Annotated in this window: 13 protein-coding genes; 8 read left to right on the top strand and 5 right to left on the bottom strand. The window is 57.3% G+C overall.

Annotated features, from left to right (window positions below; genetic code table 11):
• Positions 1-27 precede the first annotated feature (27 nt).
• On the bottom strand, positions 28-1,704 hold the full coding sequence (locus H9S92_RS12905; protein ID WP_187467124.1) for a hypothetical protein: 1,677 nt from the start codon (positions 1,702-1,704) through the stop codon (positions 28-30).
• 352 nt (positions 1,705-2,056) lie between these two features.
• Between H9S92_RS12905 and H9S92_RS12900 the strand changes: the two genes are divergently transcribed.
• Positions 2,057-4,591, top strand: coding sequence for a T9SS type A sorting domain-containing protein (locus tag H9S92_RS12900; RefSeq protein ID WP_187467123.1), 2,535 nt, complete (start codon positions 2,057-2,059; stop codon positions 4,589-4,591).
• Between the two features lie 4 nt (positions 4,592-4,595).
• On the opposite strand, the gene H9S92_RS12895 is transcribed toward H9S92_RS12900, so the two are convergent.
• Both H9S92_RS12895 and msrA read right to left on the bottom strand, forming a co-directional pair.
• Positions 4,596-5,612 carry a threonine aldolase family protein gene (locus tag H9S92_RS12895; protein ID WP_187467122.1) on the bottom strand — a complete coding sequence of 339 codons (1,017 nt, stop codon included), beginning with the start codon at positions 5,610-5,612 and terminating at the stop codon, positions 4,596-4,598.
• A gap of 57 nt (positions 5,613-5,669) precedes the next feature.
• Entirely contained in the window at positions 5,670-6,245 is a 576-nt protein-coding gene (gene msrA, locus H9S92_RS12890) for a peptide-methionine (S)-S-oxide reductase MsrA (protein ID WP_187467121.1), read from the bottom strand.
• 185 nt (positions 6,246-6,430) lie between these two features.
• Here msrA and H9S92_RS12885 point away from each other — a divergent pair, with 185 nt between their 5' ends.
• Positions 6,431-7,612: a geranylgeranyl reductase family protein gene (locus tag H9S92_RS12885; RefSeq protein WP_187467120.1), complete on the top strand. Its 1,182-nt coding sequence runs from the start codon at positions 6,431-6,433 to the stop codon at positions 7,610-7,612.
• Positions 7,609-7,905 (top strand): 4Fe-4S dicluster domain-containing protein, encoded by a 297-nt coding sequence (locus H9S92_RS12880; protein ID WP_187467119.1) that lies wholly within the window; start codon positions 7,609-7,611, stop codon positions 7,903-7,905. The genes H9S92_RS12885 and H9S92_RS12880 overlap by 4 nt, the downstream gene beginning before the upstream one ends.
• On the opposite strand, the gene H9S92_RS12875 is transcribed toward H9S92_RS12880, so the two are convergent.
• A complete protein-coding gene (locus H9S92_RS12875) occupies positions 7,902-8,516 on the bottom strand; it encodes a hypothetical protein (RefSeq protein WP_187467118.1) in 615 nt (204 codons plus the stop codon). The two genes, H9S92_RS12880 and H9S92_RS12875, sit on opposite strands and share 4 nt — an antisense overlap.
• Positions 8,517-8,724: 208 nt before the next feature.
• Here H9S92_RS12875 and H9S92_RS12870 point away from each other — a divergent pair, with 208 nt between their 5' ends.
• From H9S92_RS12870 to ilvN, 4 genes are all read left to right on the top strand, one after another.
• The gene (locus tag H9S92_RS12870; RefSeq protein WP_187467117.1) at positions 8,725-9,378 is read left to right on the top strand and encodes an autotransporter domain-containing protein; all 654 of its coding nucleotides are present in this window, start codon (positions 8,725-8,727) and stop codon (positions 9,376-9,378) included.
• 317 nt (positions 9,379-9,695) lie between these two features.
• Positions 9,696-11,378, top strand: a complete 1,683-nt coding sequence (ilvD, locus tag H9S92_RS12865; protein ID WP_187467116.1) for a dihydroxy-acid dehydratase — start codon at positions 9,696-9,698, stop codon at positions 11,376-11,378.
• A 47-nt stretch (positions 11,379-11,425) separates the two neighbouring features.
• A complete protein-coding gene (ilvB, locus tag H9S92_RS12860) occupies positions 11,426-13,189 on the top strand; it encodes a biosynthetic-type acetolactate synthase large subunit (protein ID WP_187467115.1) in 1,764 nt (587 codons plus the stop codon).
• A gap of 126 nt (positions 13,190-13,315) precedes the next feature.
• Positions 13,316-13,852: an acetolactate synthase small subunit gene (gene ilvN, locus H9S92_RS12855; RefSeq protein ID WP_187467114.1), complete on the top strand. Its 537-nt coding sequence runs from the start codon at positions 13,316-13,318 to the stop codon at positions 13,850-13,852.
• A 119-nt stretch (positions 13,853-13,971) separates the two neighbouring features.
• Here the strand turns inward: ilvN and H9S92_RS12850 are convergent, their stop codons facing one another.
• Complete coding sequence (locus H9S92_RS12850) at positions 13,972-14,673, bottom strand: DUF2490 domain-containing protein (protein WP_187467113.1); 702 nt, start codon at positions 14,671-14,673, stop codon at positions 13,972-13,974.
• A gap of 247 nt (positions 14,674-14,920) precedes the next feature.
• Here H9S92_RS12850 and H9S92_RS12845 point away from each other — a divergent pair, with 247 nt between their 5' ends.
• Positions 14,921-16,717 (top strand): hypothetical protein, encoded by a 1,797-nt coding sequence (locus tag H9S92_RS12845; protein ID WP_187467112.1) that lies wholly within the window; start codon positions 14,921-14,923, stop codon positions 16,715-16,717.
• Positions 16,718-17,200: the final 483 nt, after the last annotated feature.

Raw genomic sequence — 17,200 nt, 5'->3', positions numbered from 1 at the left:
TCCGCTGAACAATAACCCGTGAAAAAATTAGTGGATTTGGAGGCGGATGGGCTCCAAATTTCCGCTCCTTGGCCGTAAAATGTAGATTCCCGGCAGCAGCGTAGCGGGCAAACGCAGGGACCCAGACTGGCCATTGAACGACGCGAGTACCCGCCCGGAAGCAGTAATCAAATCCAAGGGCGTAGCGGAGACATTTTCCCGGTCCAGGACAAGGGTCAAAGCTTCGCCTGCGGACAAAAGGGTAGGGTAGGCCCACGCACTAAGCGCACCCTGCCCGGTGTACTGGACGGTGATGACCTCACTCAGGTTTTGGGTGCCGTCGTAGTCCACCTGCCGCAAGCGATAAGTGTTTGTGCCCGGAAGGGGTTGCTGATCTTCTAGCGTATAAGCCCGGGCCTCCGTCGTGGAGCCTGCACCACTAACACGACCAACTTCGCTGAATAGGCCACCGGCACGGAGCTTTTCAACGACGATAAAATCGTTGTTCTCCTCGCGGGCGGTGGTCCAAGCCAGCTCAATGACGCCTTTGCCCGCCCGGCCGGTAAAGGAAGACAGCACAATGGGCAACTGCCCACAGTAGTTATCGAGGGCAACGAAATAAGTGCCACCATCGCCCATTTCTTCGGTCCATACCTTGGGGAATTCGATGGGAATAAAACCAATATTGGCGGTCAGGTCCAGCACCCCGGAAGCATCGGATGCGCCGTAATTGGTACCATTTTGGCCGGTAAATTGAAAATAATTGTAGCTGACCTCACCAATATCGGCAAAGCAAGTGCCCCCCATGTCAATGGCAGCAAAATTGCGGTTTACCTGAATTCCGTTGTCGGTAAAATTACCCAGGGCGAATGGCCGGACGCCAGTGGTGTAATCATAGAATGCATTGTTTACGCAAACGCCAGTTGGCGATACAAAGATCAGCTGGTCCGAGTCAGACCGGTAAAGGCCGTCATTGATGAAGGTTCCGTTCACGTTCATCTTGTTGCCGAAAGCGCTCACCACCCCAAGGGGAAGGTTATTGAAAACGGCGGCGGAGTTCGAACCAGAGCCAATCGTTAATGCGGAGGGCAGGTTTTGAAAATTCATGTGGCCGCTGTTGTTGACTTCTACGGCTCCGCCCAGGAACATCCCCTTGAGACCATCTACCGTTATCGTGCCACTGTTGTTAATTATGGCGGGATTCGTGTTGTTCTGGATTGAAATGGCATCATTTCCTCCCGTTATGGTGATTGTTCCTTGGTTGGTAATGGTGAATGCAGGGGCTGCCCCACTTGCGTTGAGCCCGTTTTTTGAACCAGGTGCATTGATGCTTAAACTTCCCGCCGGGCCGACGGTCAAGGATCCGTTGCCAAACGACACCCCGTGTTGATCCACCACTCCATTTCCAACCGCCACGTCTGCGTTGAGTGTCAGCGCGGCCCCGCCTGCCAACAGTATCTGTGCCGGACCAACGGACGGGCCAATGTTGATCACCGGCGTGCCAAACCCAAAACGCGCAATATCGTCCCCATCGGGAACCAAACCGCCGTTCCAGTTGCTGGCGTTGTTCCAATCACCATCTCCCGCCGATCCGTTCCAGGTAATGGTGGCGGTTTGGGCACCCAGGCTGCCCGCTGCAAACAAGCTGAAAACGGTGGATAAGAGGAACATCATACCAGTAGAGCGACGAGCAAAACTGGCGAAAAGCGTAGAGGATAGTCTCATAGAGTATTGATTGAATAAGTTGTTACATCGTACATGATCGGAGGGTCGGATGCTTTTCTGCGGCTCAACGCTAGCAAAGCTTTCAAAATGCGCGGGCCATTTAGCCTGTCCCTTCAGGTAAAAATTACCAATGCAAACTTAATGTTAGTCCGCACCAGATAGCGAGGTCGGCATTAGCGGATACGATTGCTTATTTGGCGATTTTGTGCCTTTGTGACCTCATTGAGTGCAGGCGAGGTGGAAGCCTTCCAACTCACTTGTGCTTCAGGTTTGGGGTCGGTACTTTTGTGTAGGTCGTGAATGGCAAATGTGATTGCTGGCCATTCCTAGCCGTAAACTATCTCCCCAAATTATGAAGTTGATCTCCACCAAACGACTATCCCCCTTGGCAGCCATCCTGTACTCACTGCTGCTCATCCCTTTTTCCGCCGGTGCCAATCCCATTACCAATGTGACGGCGGTCCCAATTTCTGCGGCCTGTGGACTATCGGACGGATCAATTACCTTTCTGGTAAGCGATTTCGGTTCCCGCACCAACATCTATTACAGCATAGACGGAGGGGAAAACCGGCAATTCGCCCCGACGAACGCCCCCTACACTTTTTCCGGACTCCTCCCCGGTGTTTACCCCATCTTCGCCCAGTGGGGAAATGGGGATTGCCCCACGCAGCTGGGAGAAGTCACCGTTGGTGAAAACTGCGGCGGCGGCGGAGGCGATGCCGTCACTACCTTCGATTACCCGGGAGACCGCACGGATGACCCACACGAGATTTTTTCCGACAAATTTCGGGTTTGGGTCCGGCAGGATAATGGTGCAGAAGAAGAGTTGGAAGTACTGATGACCAAGGCCAATACCCGCAGCCTGACGGGGATGCCGCCCGCTCTGGAAGCAGACATGCTGACCCGTACTTTTTCGTACACCCACCTCAACTTCCGCAGCGACCAGCGCTCCGAACTCACTTTTCGCGTTGAGCGTCTCTTCGGCGGAGCGATAGCCGGAGCCTCCCTGCACCCCAGAAGCTATGAGTTGGCCCACTCCGTTAATAACGATGCCAGCGAAATCACCTTTTCTCTCCAGGCAAATCGCAAGCACATTTCGGTCGTTTTTAACGGGCCAGGCAATACCACCACCAACGAAGGCTGGGTACGCCACATGCTGCTCATTTCCGTGGACCCCGTAGAAAACAACCCACCCGCAATTAACGCCCCGGGCACGGTTGTCTATGCTCCCGATCTTAACCCTGCCCTCCTGGAAAGCGCCCAAACGATCTACTTCCCTCCAGGGTATTACAACCTGTATGACTTTGTGGCCAAGAACAATGGCGTGGAGGAAGAAGGCTTCATCACCTACAACGGAGGCATTCGCCTGCGCAGCAACCAAACCGTCTATATCGCCGGTGGCGCGTACGTAGAAGGGTACATCTTTAACAACGGATTCAACGATGCCCGACAGCGGGTAATTGGACGAGGGATCATTGATGGGCGGCAGTACACTTGGCACGCTGCGGATGATTTTGACCGCGACGGTGCCAACTCCCGCTTCCGCGCTATCTGGCAGCCACCCAACGGCGGAACCTTAAAACTTCAGGAATTCCGCCCGGCCAACCCGATACAATTGGGGCTCAACTGTGTGGTCGACGGCATCATGGCTTTCACCCCACCACACCACGGCATCGTCTCCCGAGAAAATGCACTAATGACCAACCTAAAACTAGTGGGATGGCACTTTAATAACGACGGCTACCGGCCAAATCCCGGTTCCATTGTCGATAATATCTTCTCGCGGGCGGTTGATGACCATTTCTACGCCCGGGGAATTCGCGTCACCAACAGCGTCCTATGGCCTGGGCCCAATGGAAGCATCATGACCACTGGTTGGAATTCCTTGCGCCTGGGCTCGGCACGCATGGAGAACATTGACGTGATACATCCCGAATGGCGGGGAGGCCCCAATGACCGCCGCACCAACGAAGGCCTGCTCATGGCCCAGAACAATTTCAATTTCGCCCCCATTGCCCAGGGCGGGTCTACAGACCAAACCAATTACTTTAACAACATCCGCTTTGAGGGCAGTATCCCCCGGCTCATCTCCCTCCACCTCGGCCAAGACCCTACCTATAATCTCCAAACAGGCGATCCCATTGAAGGCTACCTGGGAGATGCGGTATTTGAAAACATCACCGTAGAGAACCAACAATTCCCGAGTCTGATGCTGGGAAGGGAAAATGCCGTCGGTCCCGCCGGCAATTATACCTTCGAGGTAAAAAACATCACCTACCGTAACGTCGAGATCAACGGACAGTGCGTCACCCCCAGCAATAAGTCCAACTTTTTTATCGAGGAATTCACCCGTGACATCGACTACCAAGGCTGCGCAGAAGACAACAACTGCACGGTAAGAGGCGTCCGCGTAGACACTGAGCCCACCACCTGTGGCTCCAAAAACGGTATACTGGTGCTCTCCGTGCCCGGGTTTAATTCCAGAACACCCCTGGAATACAGCATTGACGGAGGCCAGACGTTTACCGCAGGACGAGGACACGCCGATGCCTATGTCCTAACTGGTCTGGACCCCGGCGATTACCAAGTACTCGTTCGGCAGGCCAGCGGTGATTGCACCACCAATTTGGGAACTTTCACCGTAGAATGCACAAATTCCGCTACCACTCCCCTCCGTAACGTCCTTAGCCTGAAGGTTTACCCCAACCCCGTAACCCACGTTTTACGGGCCGAAGCCCGCCTGGGAGCCAACTTTGTCGTCATCAACAGCCTCGGCCAAGAAGTCAGTAAGGGGGTGTGGAGCGGTGAACTCAACGTGCAAGCCCTCGCGAAAGGAACTTACGTACTGCGGATTGGACAGCAAACGGCAAGGTTTGTAAGGCAATAATCACCTACAGCCGCCCCAAGCACTCCTCCACGTATTCAATCATCGCATCCGATACCCCCAGGTGCGTCGTAAAGCGTATGGTCTGGGGTCCGAACGCAACGGCTTTAATATTGTACTCCTCCAGCTTTTCCAAAAATTGACTTGCCGTCTGACTCCCGCTGAGGTGGAAGATGCAGATATTGGTCTCCGTCTGTTCGACGCGGCTGACGCAGGGTAGGGTAGTGAGCGTAGCGGCCAGACGCCGCGCGCGGGCGTTGTCTTCAGCCAGGCGCTCAACGTGGTGTTCCAGCGCATAAAGACCCGCAGCGGCCAGGTAGCCCGCCTGCCGCATGCCGCCGCCGATGACTTTACGGTAGCGGCGGGCACGGTCGATTAATTCCTGAGGACCAAGTAACAGACTTCCCACCGGCGCGCCGAGGCCTTTACTCAGGCAGATGCTGACGGTGTCGAAGAGTCGCCCCCAGTCTTCGGTGCTTTCCCCGGTTTCCACGAGGGCGTTGAAGAGGCGGGCCCCGTCGAGGTGGCAGGCCAGCTTTTGCTTTCGGGCCTCCTGCACCAGGCTGCTTGCCTCGGCCAGGGTATAGATGCTTCCCCCGCCCTTGTTGCAGGTGTTTTCCAGTACCAGCAGGCGGGAGATCGGCAGCCAATCGTAGCGGGGTTTCACGGCCGCCGCGATCTGGCCGGGCAACAACTTACCCCGTTCGCCCTGGATGAGGTTCATGGATACGCTGGAGAGCATGGCGTAGACGCCGCCTTCGTACTGGTAAACGTGGCTTTTTTCTTCGCAGATGACTTCGTCGAGCGCCTGGGTGTGGCACTTGATGGCCAGCTGGTTGGTCATCGTGCCGGAAGGGCAGAAGAGTGCCGCCTCCATACCAAAGCGCTCGGCGGCGCTGCTTTCCAGGCGGTTGACGGTGGGGTCCTGGCGGAATACGTCGTCGCCCACCGCAGCGGCGAACATCGCTTGCAACATGGGTGGAGTCGGCTGGGTAGCCGTATCGGAGGTAAGGTTTACGAGCATGAAGCTGTGGTGGAGCTGTTACGGCGCGCAAGATAGGTTTCGGCGCTCAACCTTAGCTTACTTGCGCAGCTCGGCGAACTGCTTGCGGAATTTGCTGACCTTGGGCGTAATCACAAAAGAGCAATAACTGTTGCGGCTGCCCACCTTACTGTAGTAGTCCTGGTGATAGGCTTCGGCGGCGTAGAAGGTCTCGTAGGGCCGCACTTCCGTCACCGCAGGCGCTCCGTAGAGGTCGGGAACCACCGTGGCCATCACCTCTTTAGCGAGCTCCTGCTGCTCGGTGGTGGTATAAAAAACGGCCGAACGGTACTGCGGCCCTACGTCGTTGCCCTGGCGGTTGGGAGTGGTAGGGTCGTGGGTGGTGAAGAAAACTTCCAGGATCTGCCGTGCCGTGATGACGGAGGGGTCAAATTCCACCAGAACCACCTCGATATGGTCGGTTTGTTTGCTGCAGACGGCTTCGTAGTTGGCCGTCGCTTCGCTGCCGCCGCTGTAACCGCTTACTGCGCGGTGGACGCCTTTGAGCTCGACAAAAACGGCTTCTACGCACCAGAAACAGCCGCCGCCAAGGACGATCGTTTCGTGGGTGGGGGTGTTTTCAACGGTGCTGATGACTTCTGCGAAGTGGGCCATGGGGAACTTGTTTTGGAATACCTCCCTAATAATTGTCCAGCGGCAGAATAGTTTTTCGCGGGGCGCGGACGCAGGTGCAATGTCTTGCTGAAGGAGCAGGGGAAGACTTCCGGCGGCAGACAAATTCAGCCAGCAAGGAACAAGCTCACCCGCCACGGGTTATGAAAGGCAAGAACTGCACATGGATGAATAATTACGACTGCGATATTCTGATCGTGGGTTCAGGCCCAGCGGGTGCTACCCTTGCCCGCTACGCCGCCGCTGCCGGCCTTTCCGTACTGCTGGTGGACAAAAGACAAGAACTCGGTGCCCCCATCCAGTGCTCCGGTGCGGTGAGCCGCCACGCCCTCGAAGAAGTAGGCATCCCCCTCGACGAGGAATTTATCCTTGAGGCCATCTACGGTTTTGCCATTTATGACCAGTCGGGCAGCGCCACCCGGATTGACTACCGGCAACTGAAGGGCGACGAATACGGCGAAGGCGAGGGGAAAAAGCCGCTCGGCTACGTCGTTGACCGCCGCCGCTTCGACCGCTACCTCATGACCCTGGCCGAAAGGAGTGGAGCCGAAACCTGGCTGAAAACCGAAGGATTGGGCTACCGAACCCTGCCCGACGGCCGCTGTGAAGTGAGTTTGCGCAATTTCAACCGCCTGCTTTCTGTGCGGTGCAAAGTGTTGGTCGGGGCCGACGGCCTCCAGTCGCAAGTAGGAAAATGGGCCGGCCTGCAAACCCACATCAAGATCACGGAACTGGCTGGCTGCCTGCAGTTCATCGTTGACCAGGTGGAAACCGATGGCCTGTTGGAAATCATCACCGGCCACGAATGGGCCCCCGGCGGCTACGCCTGGGTCTTCCCCAAAGGACACGGCTACGCGGAAATCGGGCTGGGCGTGATTTCCACCATGACTGATCACAATGCCCAGTGGCACCTCGATAAATTCATCCAGCAGTCTTTTTTCAAGGACCGCTTCCGCAATTGCCGGATTCTGGAGATCCAGGGCGGGGGCGTCCCCCTGGCGGCTCCGCTCCGCACGCAGTACGCCGATAACCTCATCCTCGTAGGCGATGCCGCCCGCCACGTCAATCCCATCACCGGTGGCGGTATCCACACGGCCCTGAGCGGAGCCAAGGTGGCCGCCGATTTTTTGGTCAGCCACCTCGCCGGCGGCCAACAGCAAGACTTTTCGGCCGCCCAACTCAAAGGCTACCAGGATGCCTGGCTGGCAGCCATCGGCAACAAAATGTGGGAGCTCTACCACCAAAAAACAAAGGTGTTTCACCAGGAAGACATTCCCACCCGCGATGCCTACCTCTACCGTACCATGTCGGATTATTTCGACCCAAACTCCCCTTACAAAAAGGTATGAGCAAGCTGCAACCCGTAATTTTCGACATCGGCTGGAATGCCTGCATCAACTGCGGTGCCTGCGTGGCCATCTGCCCCCAGGAGGCGGGCTTCATCAGCCCTTTTGACACCATTGCCGTGGATCGGCCCTGTGACATTGCCTGCCTGCTGTGCGAAAACATCTGCCCGACGGGTACCATCAGCCACCGTCCCGTTGCGGAGGGCGATCCCCCCCGCCCCCCCGAAAGGGGGAGTTGGTTGGCACCCCAACATCCCAATGGAACGAGCGAGGAACGGATGCCGCCTAAACACTAACCTTTCTTCCATATCTCGTACCAGCGCTTTCCGGAGGCGGCCCGTTCTTTCTGCCGTTGTTCCTTTTTCTTCAGGCGCTGCCGTTGGTTTTTCTCGCGGCGGTTTTCTTTTTCCTTTTGTTTGTCCCAGATGTCGTTGCGTTTGGCGATGACGTAGCGGACGCTGACGCCGGTCTGGGCGTAGAGAAAAGACGAACCGCCCCCGACGTTTAGGGCGGGCTTGAAGTCGTAGGACAGGTTAACGCGGCCGATGGTGGCTTCCAGGCCAACGACGCCATCGATGCCTACGGGGCCGCCGATTTCTTCGCCCGTCTCTTTGTCGATTTCGTTGTTCCAGCCCGCGTGGACGCCCGCGCCGTAAAAGAGGTTGAGGCGACGACTGAGCAATGGACGGTGTTGCTTACCCAGCAGGGTAAAGCTGCCTTCATCGCGCTGAAGGCTCGATTGCAGGATGCCTTCCAGGACGAAGTTCTTCTGGACTTGCGGCAGGCGGATCTGGGCGGTGGCTCCCCAGTCCGTCCCCAGGCGCAGCCCAAGCGAAGCATCGTAAGACTGGGCGGCCAGCAGCAAAGGGAAACCGAAGAGGAACAAGAAAAAGGGGCGGATCATCATGGCGCTTGAAACGGTCCCGACGGTCGCTTTGTGTTGCGAAGGGAAGAAAATATTGCAAATTTTAGTCTCCAGCGTAGGGTAAATGCATTCCGGTTCTGCCAAAGACCGGGAAAAAGAAGAAATTCCGGTAGCAAAATCTTAAGCCGTACTTAGGCATGGAGTCATTGCGTTCACACCATATTGGGAAATCTTCAATCATCACTGTACTATGCGGAACTTACTCACCCTTTGCCTGGCCTGCCTCCTGTCTTCTGCCCTCCCGGCGCAGTTTGGCCTCATGCCTGCATTGAACTGGCACGAAACCAGCCAGGACCTGTCCACCGAATTTGAGCCCGGGATATTTGAACTCCAGCCCGGTTATGAAATTGCGGCCCACTACTGGTTTCGCCTGCCTGAGAAGCGGGTGGAATTCCAACCCTCGCTTTACTACGCGCAGGCCAATACAGTCAGGACTGGCGGCAATTACCGGGAATTTGGCCTGCAATACAAGGTCAACATCTACCCCTTTGACTTCGGTACGGATTGTAATTGCCCCACCTTCGGTAAGCAGGGTCCGCAGTTACAGAAGGGCTTTTTTGTGCAGGTAGCACCGGGCTATTCCTACCACCGTCTCAACCTGAGTGAAAGCATCAACACCACCGCCCACGGCTTTACCCTCGGCGGCGGAATGGGAATGGACATTGGGCTGAGCAACTTGCTTACCCTGACGCCCATTGCAGGACTACGTTACCACTTTTCAGATTTTCTGGGGGACTTTGTGCAGACCGATGGAACGGGCATGGAAAGCACTATCGACGCCCGCCTGCTGACCTTCCAGCTGGGTCTCCAACTCACCTTCCGTCTTGACGAGCGGCGCTACTAAGCCTTTCTTTACCGCTCCTTTGGCATCGTAAATGCGGTGCAAGTGAAGTTTGGCCGAACGCTGCACGGCGGGCTACCTTAGTGGCCTAAACAGAACAAAATGTACGGTTTGCCCCTCGTGGTGGTTCTTCTGGTACTGGTGGTGATCCTGATCACGCCCCGGAGGAAGGCCGCGTAAGCAAACGCCAAATTGAAAAGCCGCTTTCCTCCCCCGGGAAGCGGCTTTTTGTTTACCCCAATTTTTTCACCGTGGGGTAGTTCCTTAGCCTAGGACTTCCCCCGCTCCCAATCCTTCCCACCGCACCTGCGGCAGCGCCCATGGCCCACGAATTAAACAAGTACAGCAAAAACGTTACGAGCAACTCCGAGCAGCCCGCCGCCCGGGCCATGCTCTACGCCACTGGCATGAGTGATGCGGACCTGGACAAGGCCCAGGTGGGTATCGTCTCCACCGGCTGGGAGGGCAACCCCTGCAATATGCACCTGAACGGGCTGGCCGACGACGTGAAACGCGGCGTTAATGAACAGCCCGACCTGATTGGCCTGATCTACCACACCATCGGCGTCAGCGACGGCATCAGCATGGGCACCGACGGCATGCGCTACAGCCTGCCCAGCCGCGACGTGATTGCCGACAGCATCGAAACGGTGGCCGGGGCACAGTGGTATGATGCCCTGGTGACGGTGGTGGGCTGCGACAAAAATATGCCCGGCGCGATGATCGCCCTGAGCCGGCTCAACCGCCCCGCCATTCTGGTGTACGGAGGAACGATCAGCCCCGGTTGCCACGGCGAGGAGAAGCTCGACGTGGTCTCCGCCTTCGAAGTCCTGGGCAAATTCCGGACGGGGCAGATCGACGAAACCCAGTACCGCAACGTCATTCGCCACGCCTGCCCCGGTTCCGGTGCCTGCGGAGGAATGTACACCGCCAACACGATGGCCACGGCCATCGAGGCGATGGGCATGGCGCTGCCGTACAACAGCTCCATCCCCGCCAACCACCCCGATAAGCTGGCCGACACCAAGCGGGTGGGGGAATACCTGCGCCATTTGCTGGAAAAGGACATCAAGCCGAGCGATATCCTGACCCGCAAATCTTTCGAAAACGCGATGGTGACCCTCATTGCCCTCGGTGGCAGTACCAATGCGGTGCTGCACTTGCTGGCCATGAGCCACGCGGCCGGGCTGGACATTACGATTGATGACTTCCAGCGGATCAGCGATCGCGTACCCTTCATCGCCGACCTTAAGCCGAGTGGTAAGTACGTGATGGAAGACCTCTACTACGCCGGGGGCGTCCCCGCCGTCATGAAAGCGCTTTTGGCACAAGGCTTGCTGCACGGCGACTGCCTGACGGTGACGGGCAAAACCCTGGCCGAAAACCTGGCCGAGGCCGCCCCGCTCCGGGAAGGGCAGGACATCGTAAAACCCTTCGACCAACCCATCAAAGCAACTGGCCACTTGCGCATCCTCTACGGCAACCTGGCTACAGAAGGCTCCGTGGCCAAAATCACCGGAAAGGAAGGTTTGCACTTTATGGGCCCCGCCCGCGTGTTTGATTCCGAACTGGAAGCCAATACGGCCATCGGTGCGCGGCAGATCAAGGAAGGCGACGTCATTGTGATCCGCTATTCCGGCCCCAAGGGCGGACCGGGGATGCCAGAAATGCTCAAGCCCACCAGCGAGATCATGGGCCAGGGCCTGGGCAGCAAAGTGGCGCTCATTACCGACGGCCGCTTCAGCGGTGGCACCCACGGTTTTGTGGTGGGCCACATCAGTCCGGAAGCCATGGTGGGCGGATTGATCGCCCTGCTGGAAGACGGCGACATCATCCGCATCGACGCGGAAAACAACGTTCTGGAGGCGGAGCTGGACGATGCCACCATTGCCGCCCGCCGGGCCCGGTGGACACCGCCGCCGCCGCGGGCCGCCTTCGGCATCCTCAGGAAATATGCCCAATCCGTCAGTAGTGCTTCCCTGGGCTGTGTGACGGATTTGTAAGATCCGGCTTGCTGACACCAGTTGCTCATTTTACCAATTTTAAGCTTATGTCTCCCAATTCCACTGCTACCTTAACGACTGCGCGCAATGGCCAGGCTCCCGGAACCGTCCGGATGACGGGCGCTGCTGCCGTATTGGAATGCCTGGTGCAAGAAGGCGTTGAGACCATCTTTGGCTACCCCGGCGGTGCCATAATGCCCATTTACGATGCCTTGATCGACTACGAGGACCGCCTGACGCACATCCTGCCCCGGCACGAGCAAGGGGCCATCCACGCCGCGGAGGGCTTTGCGCGGGTGCGGCGTACGACGGGGGTCTGCATGGCCACCTCCGGGCCGGGGGCAACGAACCTGCTGACGGGCTTATGCGACGCCCAACTGGATTCTATTCCACTGGTGGCCATTACCGGTCAGGTACCCGGCTATCTGCTGGGCAGCGATGCTTTTCAGGAGGTGGACGTGATCAACTGTACGATTCCGGTGACGAAGTGGAACTACCAGATTACGGACCCAAAGGACATTGGCTGGGTTTTCAAGAAGGCTTTTTTCATTGCCAATAGTGGTCGGCCGGGCCCGGTACTGATTGACATTACCAAAGACGCGCAGCTGGCGATGACCGACTTTGCCTACCCGACGGAGCACACCATCCGGAGCTACCGGCCGCACCACAAACCCAAAAGCAGTGCCCTGGCGGCAGCGGCCGAACTCATCAACGGGGCGGAGCGACCGATGATCCTGGCGGGCCACGGCATCCACATTGCGCACGCGCAGGAGATTTTCCGGCAATTCGTGGATAAGACGGGCATCCCCGTTGGCGCCACCTGCCACGGGCTTTCGACCCTGCCGAACAGCCACCCCCTGTTCATGGGGATGCTGGGTATGCACGGCAATTACGGGCCCAACCTGCTGCAAAACGATGCCGACGTCATCATCGCCATCGGGATGCGCTTTGACGACCGGGTGACGGGCAAACTTGATAAGTACTTGCCCACCAGCGAGGTCATCCACATCGAAGTGGACCCCGCCGAGCTGAACAAAAACGTAAAAGCGGCAGTCCCCATTCTGGGCGACGCCCGCGAGACCCTCGAAAAACTGTTGCCGCTGGTGGAACAAAAAACCTACCCGGCCTGGGTCGCCCGCTTTGAAGAATGCGCCCGAACGGAGCAAGCGCGGGTCATTGACGAGGCGGTGTCTCCAACGGCAGATGGACAACTCCGGATGGCGCAGGTCATTCGGGAAGTCAGTGCGCAAACGGAGGGACTCGCCATTGTCTGCACCGACGTTGGCCAGCACCAGATGATGGCAGCGCGTTACTACGAGTTTGCGGGCCACGACCAGTGGGTGAGCTCCGGGGGGGCAGGAACGATGGGCTTTGGCCTGCCGGCTGCCTTTGGTGCCAAGTATGCGGACCCAACGCGGGAGACAGTGGCCTTCATCGGCGACGGCGGTTTCCAGATGACGATCCAGGAACTCGGCCTTTGTGCGCAGTGGAATGTGGGGGTAAAGATTGTGTTGTTGGACAACAACTTCCTCGGTATGGTACGGCAGTGGCAGGAGTTGTTCCACAAGCGGCGCTACAGCTCGGTAGAACTGCAAAACCCCGACTTCGTCACCATCGCCAGGGGCTTTGGCGTAGCGGGGCGGACGATCAAAGACCCCGCTGACCTCAGGGCGGGCGTAGCGGAAATGCTGGCCCACGACGGGCCCTACCTGCTGCACGTCCACACCGTAAAAGAAGACAACGTATTCCCGATGGTGCCGAGCGGAAAAGCGGTAAGCGAGGTGATCCTCGGACCCGAAGACCTGCGCTAACCTCCCTTGCTCTCCCCCTTTGGGGGTTGGGGGGCCAACATACTCCCCCCTTCGGGGGGGCGGGGGGGAGCACCTGCGGCCGCGCCCCCTTTAACACCCTGCACCCTGAAAATCTGGCTAAAAATTATGAGTGAAATCAAGCATTATACCATTACGGTATTCACCGAAGACCAGGCGGGATTGCTCTCCCGCGTCGTTGGGATTTTCAACCGGCGCAACCTCAATATTTCCAGCCTCACGACCAGCCAGAGCAGTGACCCGACCATTCACCGCTTTACCATTGTAGTGGCCGTGAGTGAGGAAATGGTCATTAAACTGGTCGCCCAGCTCGATAAGCAGGTGGACGTGCTGAAGGCGTTTTACTACGACGACAGCCAGATTGTGCACCAGGAGATCGCCCTTTACAAAGTGCCCATTGCGGCGTTCAGCCACGGAAACGAGGTGGAAAGGATGATTCGCCGCCACAATGCCCGCGTACTGCTCATTGAGCCGGAGTACGTGGTGATTGAGAAAACGGGACACGAAAGCGAGACCCAGGCTTTACTCTTGGAACTGAAAAATGTGGGCATTTACGAGTTCGTCCGCTCCGGTCGGGTGGCCATCGTGAAGCCCATGGAAATGCTGAACAATTACCTGGCTACTTTGGGCAGGGGAGAGGATTAAGGGAGAAAAGGACGAAGGGAGAAAAGGATTAAGGGAGTAAAGGACGAAGGGAAAAGGGGCGCGGCCGCAGGTGCAAGGGAAAGGACGAGGAGCAAAGTAGACACAGATGGCTAATTTCTCTACCAGGTAATCCGCCGGCCGAAGGGGTTGCGGGCCTTCCAGCTTCGTTCCCGGCCGCTGGGGAGGGTGTAATCGGCGTAAAGACCTAGAATGATGTCGCGGGAGGGGCTGGCCTGGTTGATGCGGTCCTCCTGCCGCCAGAACAGCTCCAGGGAGATGCGGTCGGAGACGACGTATTCCAGGCCGGTGGTGAAGCGAACGCGGCTCCACTCGTCGCGGCTATCGAAGCGGAAGCGCCCCTCCATCTCGGCGATAAAGGACAGCTGCTCGTTGATTTTGGTAGCCACGCCCAGGCGTGGTCGGATGCTGACGCGGCGCAGGCTGCCATCTTCGCCCAGGGGCCGGTCTTGTTGGTACCGCAGGCGGCCTTCCAAGGTGAAGGGTGACTTTCCAAGTGGCAATTTGTGGTTCAGGTCGCTGAAAACGCGCAGGATGCTGGGATCCTCGGCCGCGCCTGGTCGTAGGCGGGTACCGAGGGTGAGACTGAGTTTTTTGGCCAGCGCGAAGTTGCTGGCCAGCAGGATCAAATACGTTTCTTCCGGGTCACCCGCCAAGGTGCGGCGATGCTCCATTTCAAAGAGATAGCCGTAGTTTTTATTGACTTCGTTTTCTAATGCAACGCCCGTCCAGGCTTCCCATTGGGCAGCGAGCGGGACTGGAATCAGTACCGAAAAAAGCAGCAGGACAACCAAGTGACGCATACGGCGGGGTAGGGGAGTGGTAAAAAAGTCGGCAAAGGTAATGATTTTGCCAATCCGGGAGTAAAGCCCCGCAAAGATGGCTTCACGTTTAAATTGCTTGAAAGGACGGACGAACGGCACCGGACGCCGGAATTTTAGCTTGCAGAAAAATGGAAAAGCGTTAATTAATATTTAATTTACTGGATAAAGCGCCTCAATGCATTATCTTTCCCTGAAACTTAACCAGTCGCTTAAAAACCCCCTGACCATGCGTAAACATCTACTTTATCCCATATTTCTCATTTTGGTTGTATTCAGCAGTTGCCGCGAGGAAGGGGTGAACGTGACTACCATTACGGGCGAAGTCCCCACGCCAGCCATCGTCACGGCCACCATCACGGCGGTAACGACCACCCGGCCGGGCAATACTTTGGTTGATGCCACCATTAGCGGTATTGGCTCGGAAGCCCGGGTCAACCCGGATGGTTCAGTGACCTTCCGCGCAGATCAGCTTGACCCGAACGGGACTGCCGTTACGGTGACCAAACCGGGCTTCTGGCCGGAGCACCGTTTCCTGCTGCCCGCCGGCGAGGGGGAACTCCGGGAAACGTTTGTCATGGAGCCTAAAGTCAAGGCCGGGGACATCAACCCGGTGGCCGGCGGCACGCTTGAGCTGGGTGAAAACTTCTCCGTCAAAATTCCGGCCGGCAGCATCGTTACGACCGAAGACGGTACCCCCTACACCGGAGAGGTGGCCGTATTCATTAACCACGACGCACCGGAAGACCCCACCGAAATGCTGAACAGTGCCCTCAACTTCCCCGCCCGGTCGGAATCCGGCGAAACGGTCGCTCTGGAGAGCTACGGGATGATGGACATTGCGCTTGAGGCCGCCGACGGCACCCCACTGGTATTGGATGGCAGTACCCCGGCGGAGGTACGTCTGCCCATCAAAGCCAATACGGAGGAAGGCGCGCCCAGCCAGGTGCCCTTCTGGGTGCTCGACCCCTCCGGCTTTTGGTTGCCGAACGGGGTGGCTACGCTGGCCCCCGGTTGTTACGTTGTGTTCATTACCCGCAGTGGCACCTGCAATGTAGATGTTCCGCACCCCGTAACGCGGATCTGTGGTCGTTTCGTGGATCCCAACGGACTTCCCCTCACGCATACGCCCTTTCTGGTGAGCCTGGATGGAGGGATGAATTGTTCGGCGGCCCGCGTGGATTGCGAAGGCTACTTTTGTGTAAATGTTGTGGCGGGTTCCCCCCTGTTTTTCAACGTCACCGACCCTTGTACGGGAGAAATCTACGTCTTTGCAGTCGAGCCCCTCGAAGCCAATACTTCACGCAACGTTGGAGAAATTACCGTTGACCTGACTAACCCCGTCTTCGTCGCCACGGTCCGCGATTGCAGCGGTGCGGCACTTCCGGATCAGGATAAAATTGAAATCTGGGTAGGCGGAAACGGGGGCAACAACGGGGAGTTCTTCGCGCCTAACGGCGACGGCATGGCGGTCATCAACCTGATCGACTGCAGCGGCGACGACCTGCTCGTCCAGGCCTTCACCAACGACTATAAAGCGGCTTCCCGCGTAGTACGCCGCTCGGCCAGCGAGGAAATGCCGACCGAATTTGTCGTATGCGGTGAACTCGGAGACAACGAATATTTTGACCTGACCATTGGTGGCGTCTCCATTCCGATTACGGAGTTGGTACCGATTTACTGGCCCGAAAACGAAGCCTATGACTGGTTGGTGCGGGCAGCCGGTACGCTGGATGGAGAAGAGTACAGTGTATTCCTCCAGTTTGCTGATCCGCGCGAAGGGGCTTTTGCGGACGGAGAAAGCTCGGCGGCGATCTACCGTCTCCTCCCTGGCCAAGATTACGGTGAGGGGAAGGTATACGTGGACCCGGCCCAAAAAATCGGGATGCAGGGGATCCGTCTTTCCCAGGATGGCATGACCTTCGAAGGGTCCTTCAGCGTAGCGATGAACCTGCAAAATGACGCCAGCCGAACGGTAGAAGCCACTGGCGTCAACGTGCAAGTAGCCTTCCGGCTGGAGCTGTAAACTAGCCATTTCCCCTATCTGTGCTATTGCTAGTTCCCAAGCGGAAACTGTTGAGCCCGGATGGCGGATACCTCCCCCGATCACCTAAGAGCTTGTTTGGATTTTTACTTCCTGATAACCAAGCACTTTGCTGCGCAGTACTTCGTGCTGTGAACCTGGCGTCACAAAAAATGGCTTACGTAGTCCACTATGCGCGCATTTTTTTGTCTAGCCAGAACCACAAGTCATTGATTATCAGTTCTTAAAAATCCCAAACAAGCTCTAAAGCAATCTGCCTTATGCAGAGTAGCAGTCCTGGCCATAGCATTAGTTCCTTCATGATGTCATTCATCATGCGGGCTAATCGTGGTTGGGTTGGTGCGTGGGCATGGTGGCTGGAGGGTAGGGTAGGGGAGCCCTTTCGTCTTTTGCTGGCCTCTGGATTAATGCTCCTTTTATCGTGTGGACTTACGGCCGCATCCGGGAATTTTGAGCCTGCGCATT

Origin of the sequence: Neolewinella lacunae, assembly GCF_014349155.1 — a bacterium.
In the GTDB taxonomy this organism is placed as follows: domain Bacteria; phylum Bacteroidota; class Bacteroidia; order Chitinophagales; family Saprospiraceae; genus Neolewinella; species Neolewinella lacunae.
Note: the sequence above shows the minus strand (reverse complement) of the source record. Positions and strands in the feature narration are given on the sequence as shown.

Bases quoted from the DNA above. Each gene is read 5' to 3' on its own strand.
- msrA (WP_187467121.1), bottom strand. From the start codon at position 6,245: ATGGCCCACTTCGCAGAAGTCATCAGCACCGTTGAAAACACCCCCACC.
- ilvN (WP_187467114.1), top strand. From the start codon at position 13,316: ATGAGTGAAATCAAGCATTATACCATTACGGTATTCACCGAAGACCAG.
- H9S92_RS12850 (WP_187467113.1), bottom strand. From the start codon at position 14,673: ATGCGTCACTTGGTTGTCCTGCTGCTTTTTTCGGTACTGATTCCAGTC.
- H9S92_RS12905 (WP_187467124.1), bottom strand. From the start codon at position 1,704: ATGAGACTATCCTCTACGCTTTTCGCCAGTTTTGCTCGTCGCTCTACT.
- H9S92_RS12900 (WP_187467123.1), top strand. From the start codon at position 2,057: ATGAAGTTGATCTCCACCAAACGACTATCCCCCTTGGCAGCCATCCTG.
- H9S92_RS12880 (WP_187467119.1), top strand. From the start codon at position 7,609: ATGAGCAAGCTGCAACCCGTAATTTTCGACATCGGCTGGAATGCCTGC.
- H9S92_RS12845 (WP_187467112.1), top strand. From the start codon at position 14,921: ATGCGTAAACATCTACTTTATCCCATATTTCTCATTTTGGTTGTATTC.
- H9S92_RS12885 (WP_187467120.1), top strand. From the start codon at position 6,431: ATGAATAATTACGACTGCGATATTCTGATCGTGGGTTCAGGCCCAGCG.
- H9S92_RS12875 (WP_187467118.1), bottom strand. From the start codon at position 8,516: ATGATGATCCGCCCCTTTTTCTTGTTCCTCTTCGGTTTCCCTTTGCTG.
- H9S92_RS12870 (WP_187467117.1), top strand. From the start codon at position 8,725: ATGCGGAACTTACTCACCCTTTGCCTGGCCTGCCTCCTGTCTTCTGCC.
- H9S92_RS12895 (WP_187467122.1), bottom strand. From the start codon at position 5,612: ATGCTCGTAAACCTTACCTCCGATACGGCTACCCAGCCGACTCCACCC.
- ilvD (WP_187467116.1), top strand. From the start codon at position 9,696: ATGGCCCACGAATTAAACAAGTACAGCAAAAACGTTACGAGCAACTCC.
- ilvB (WP_187467115.1), top strand. From the start codon at position 11,426: ATGTCTCCCAATTCCACTGCTACCTTAACGACTGCGCGCAATGGCCAG.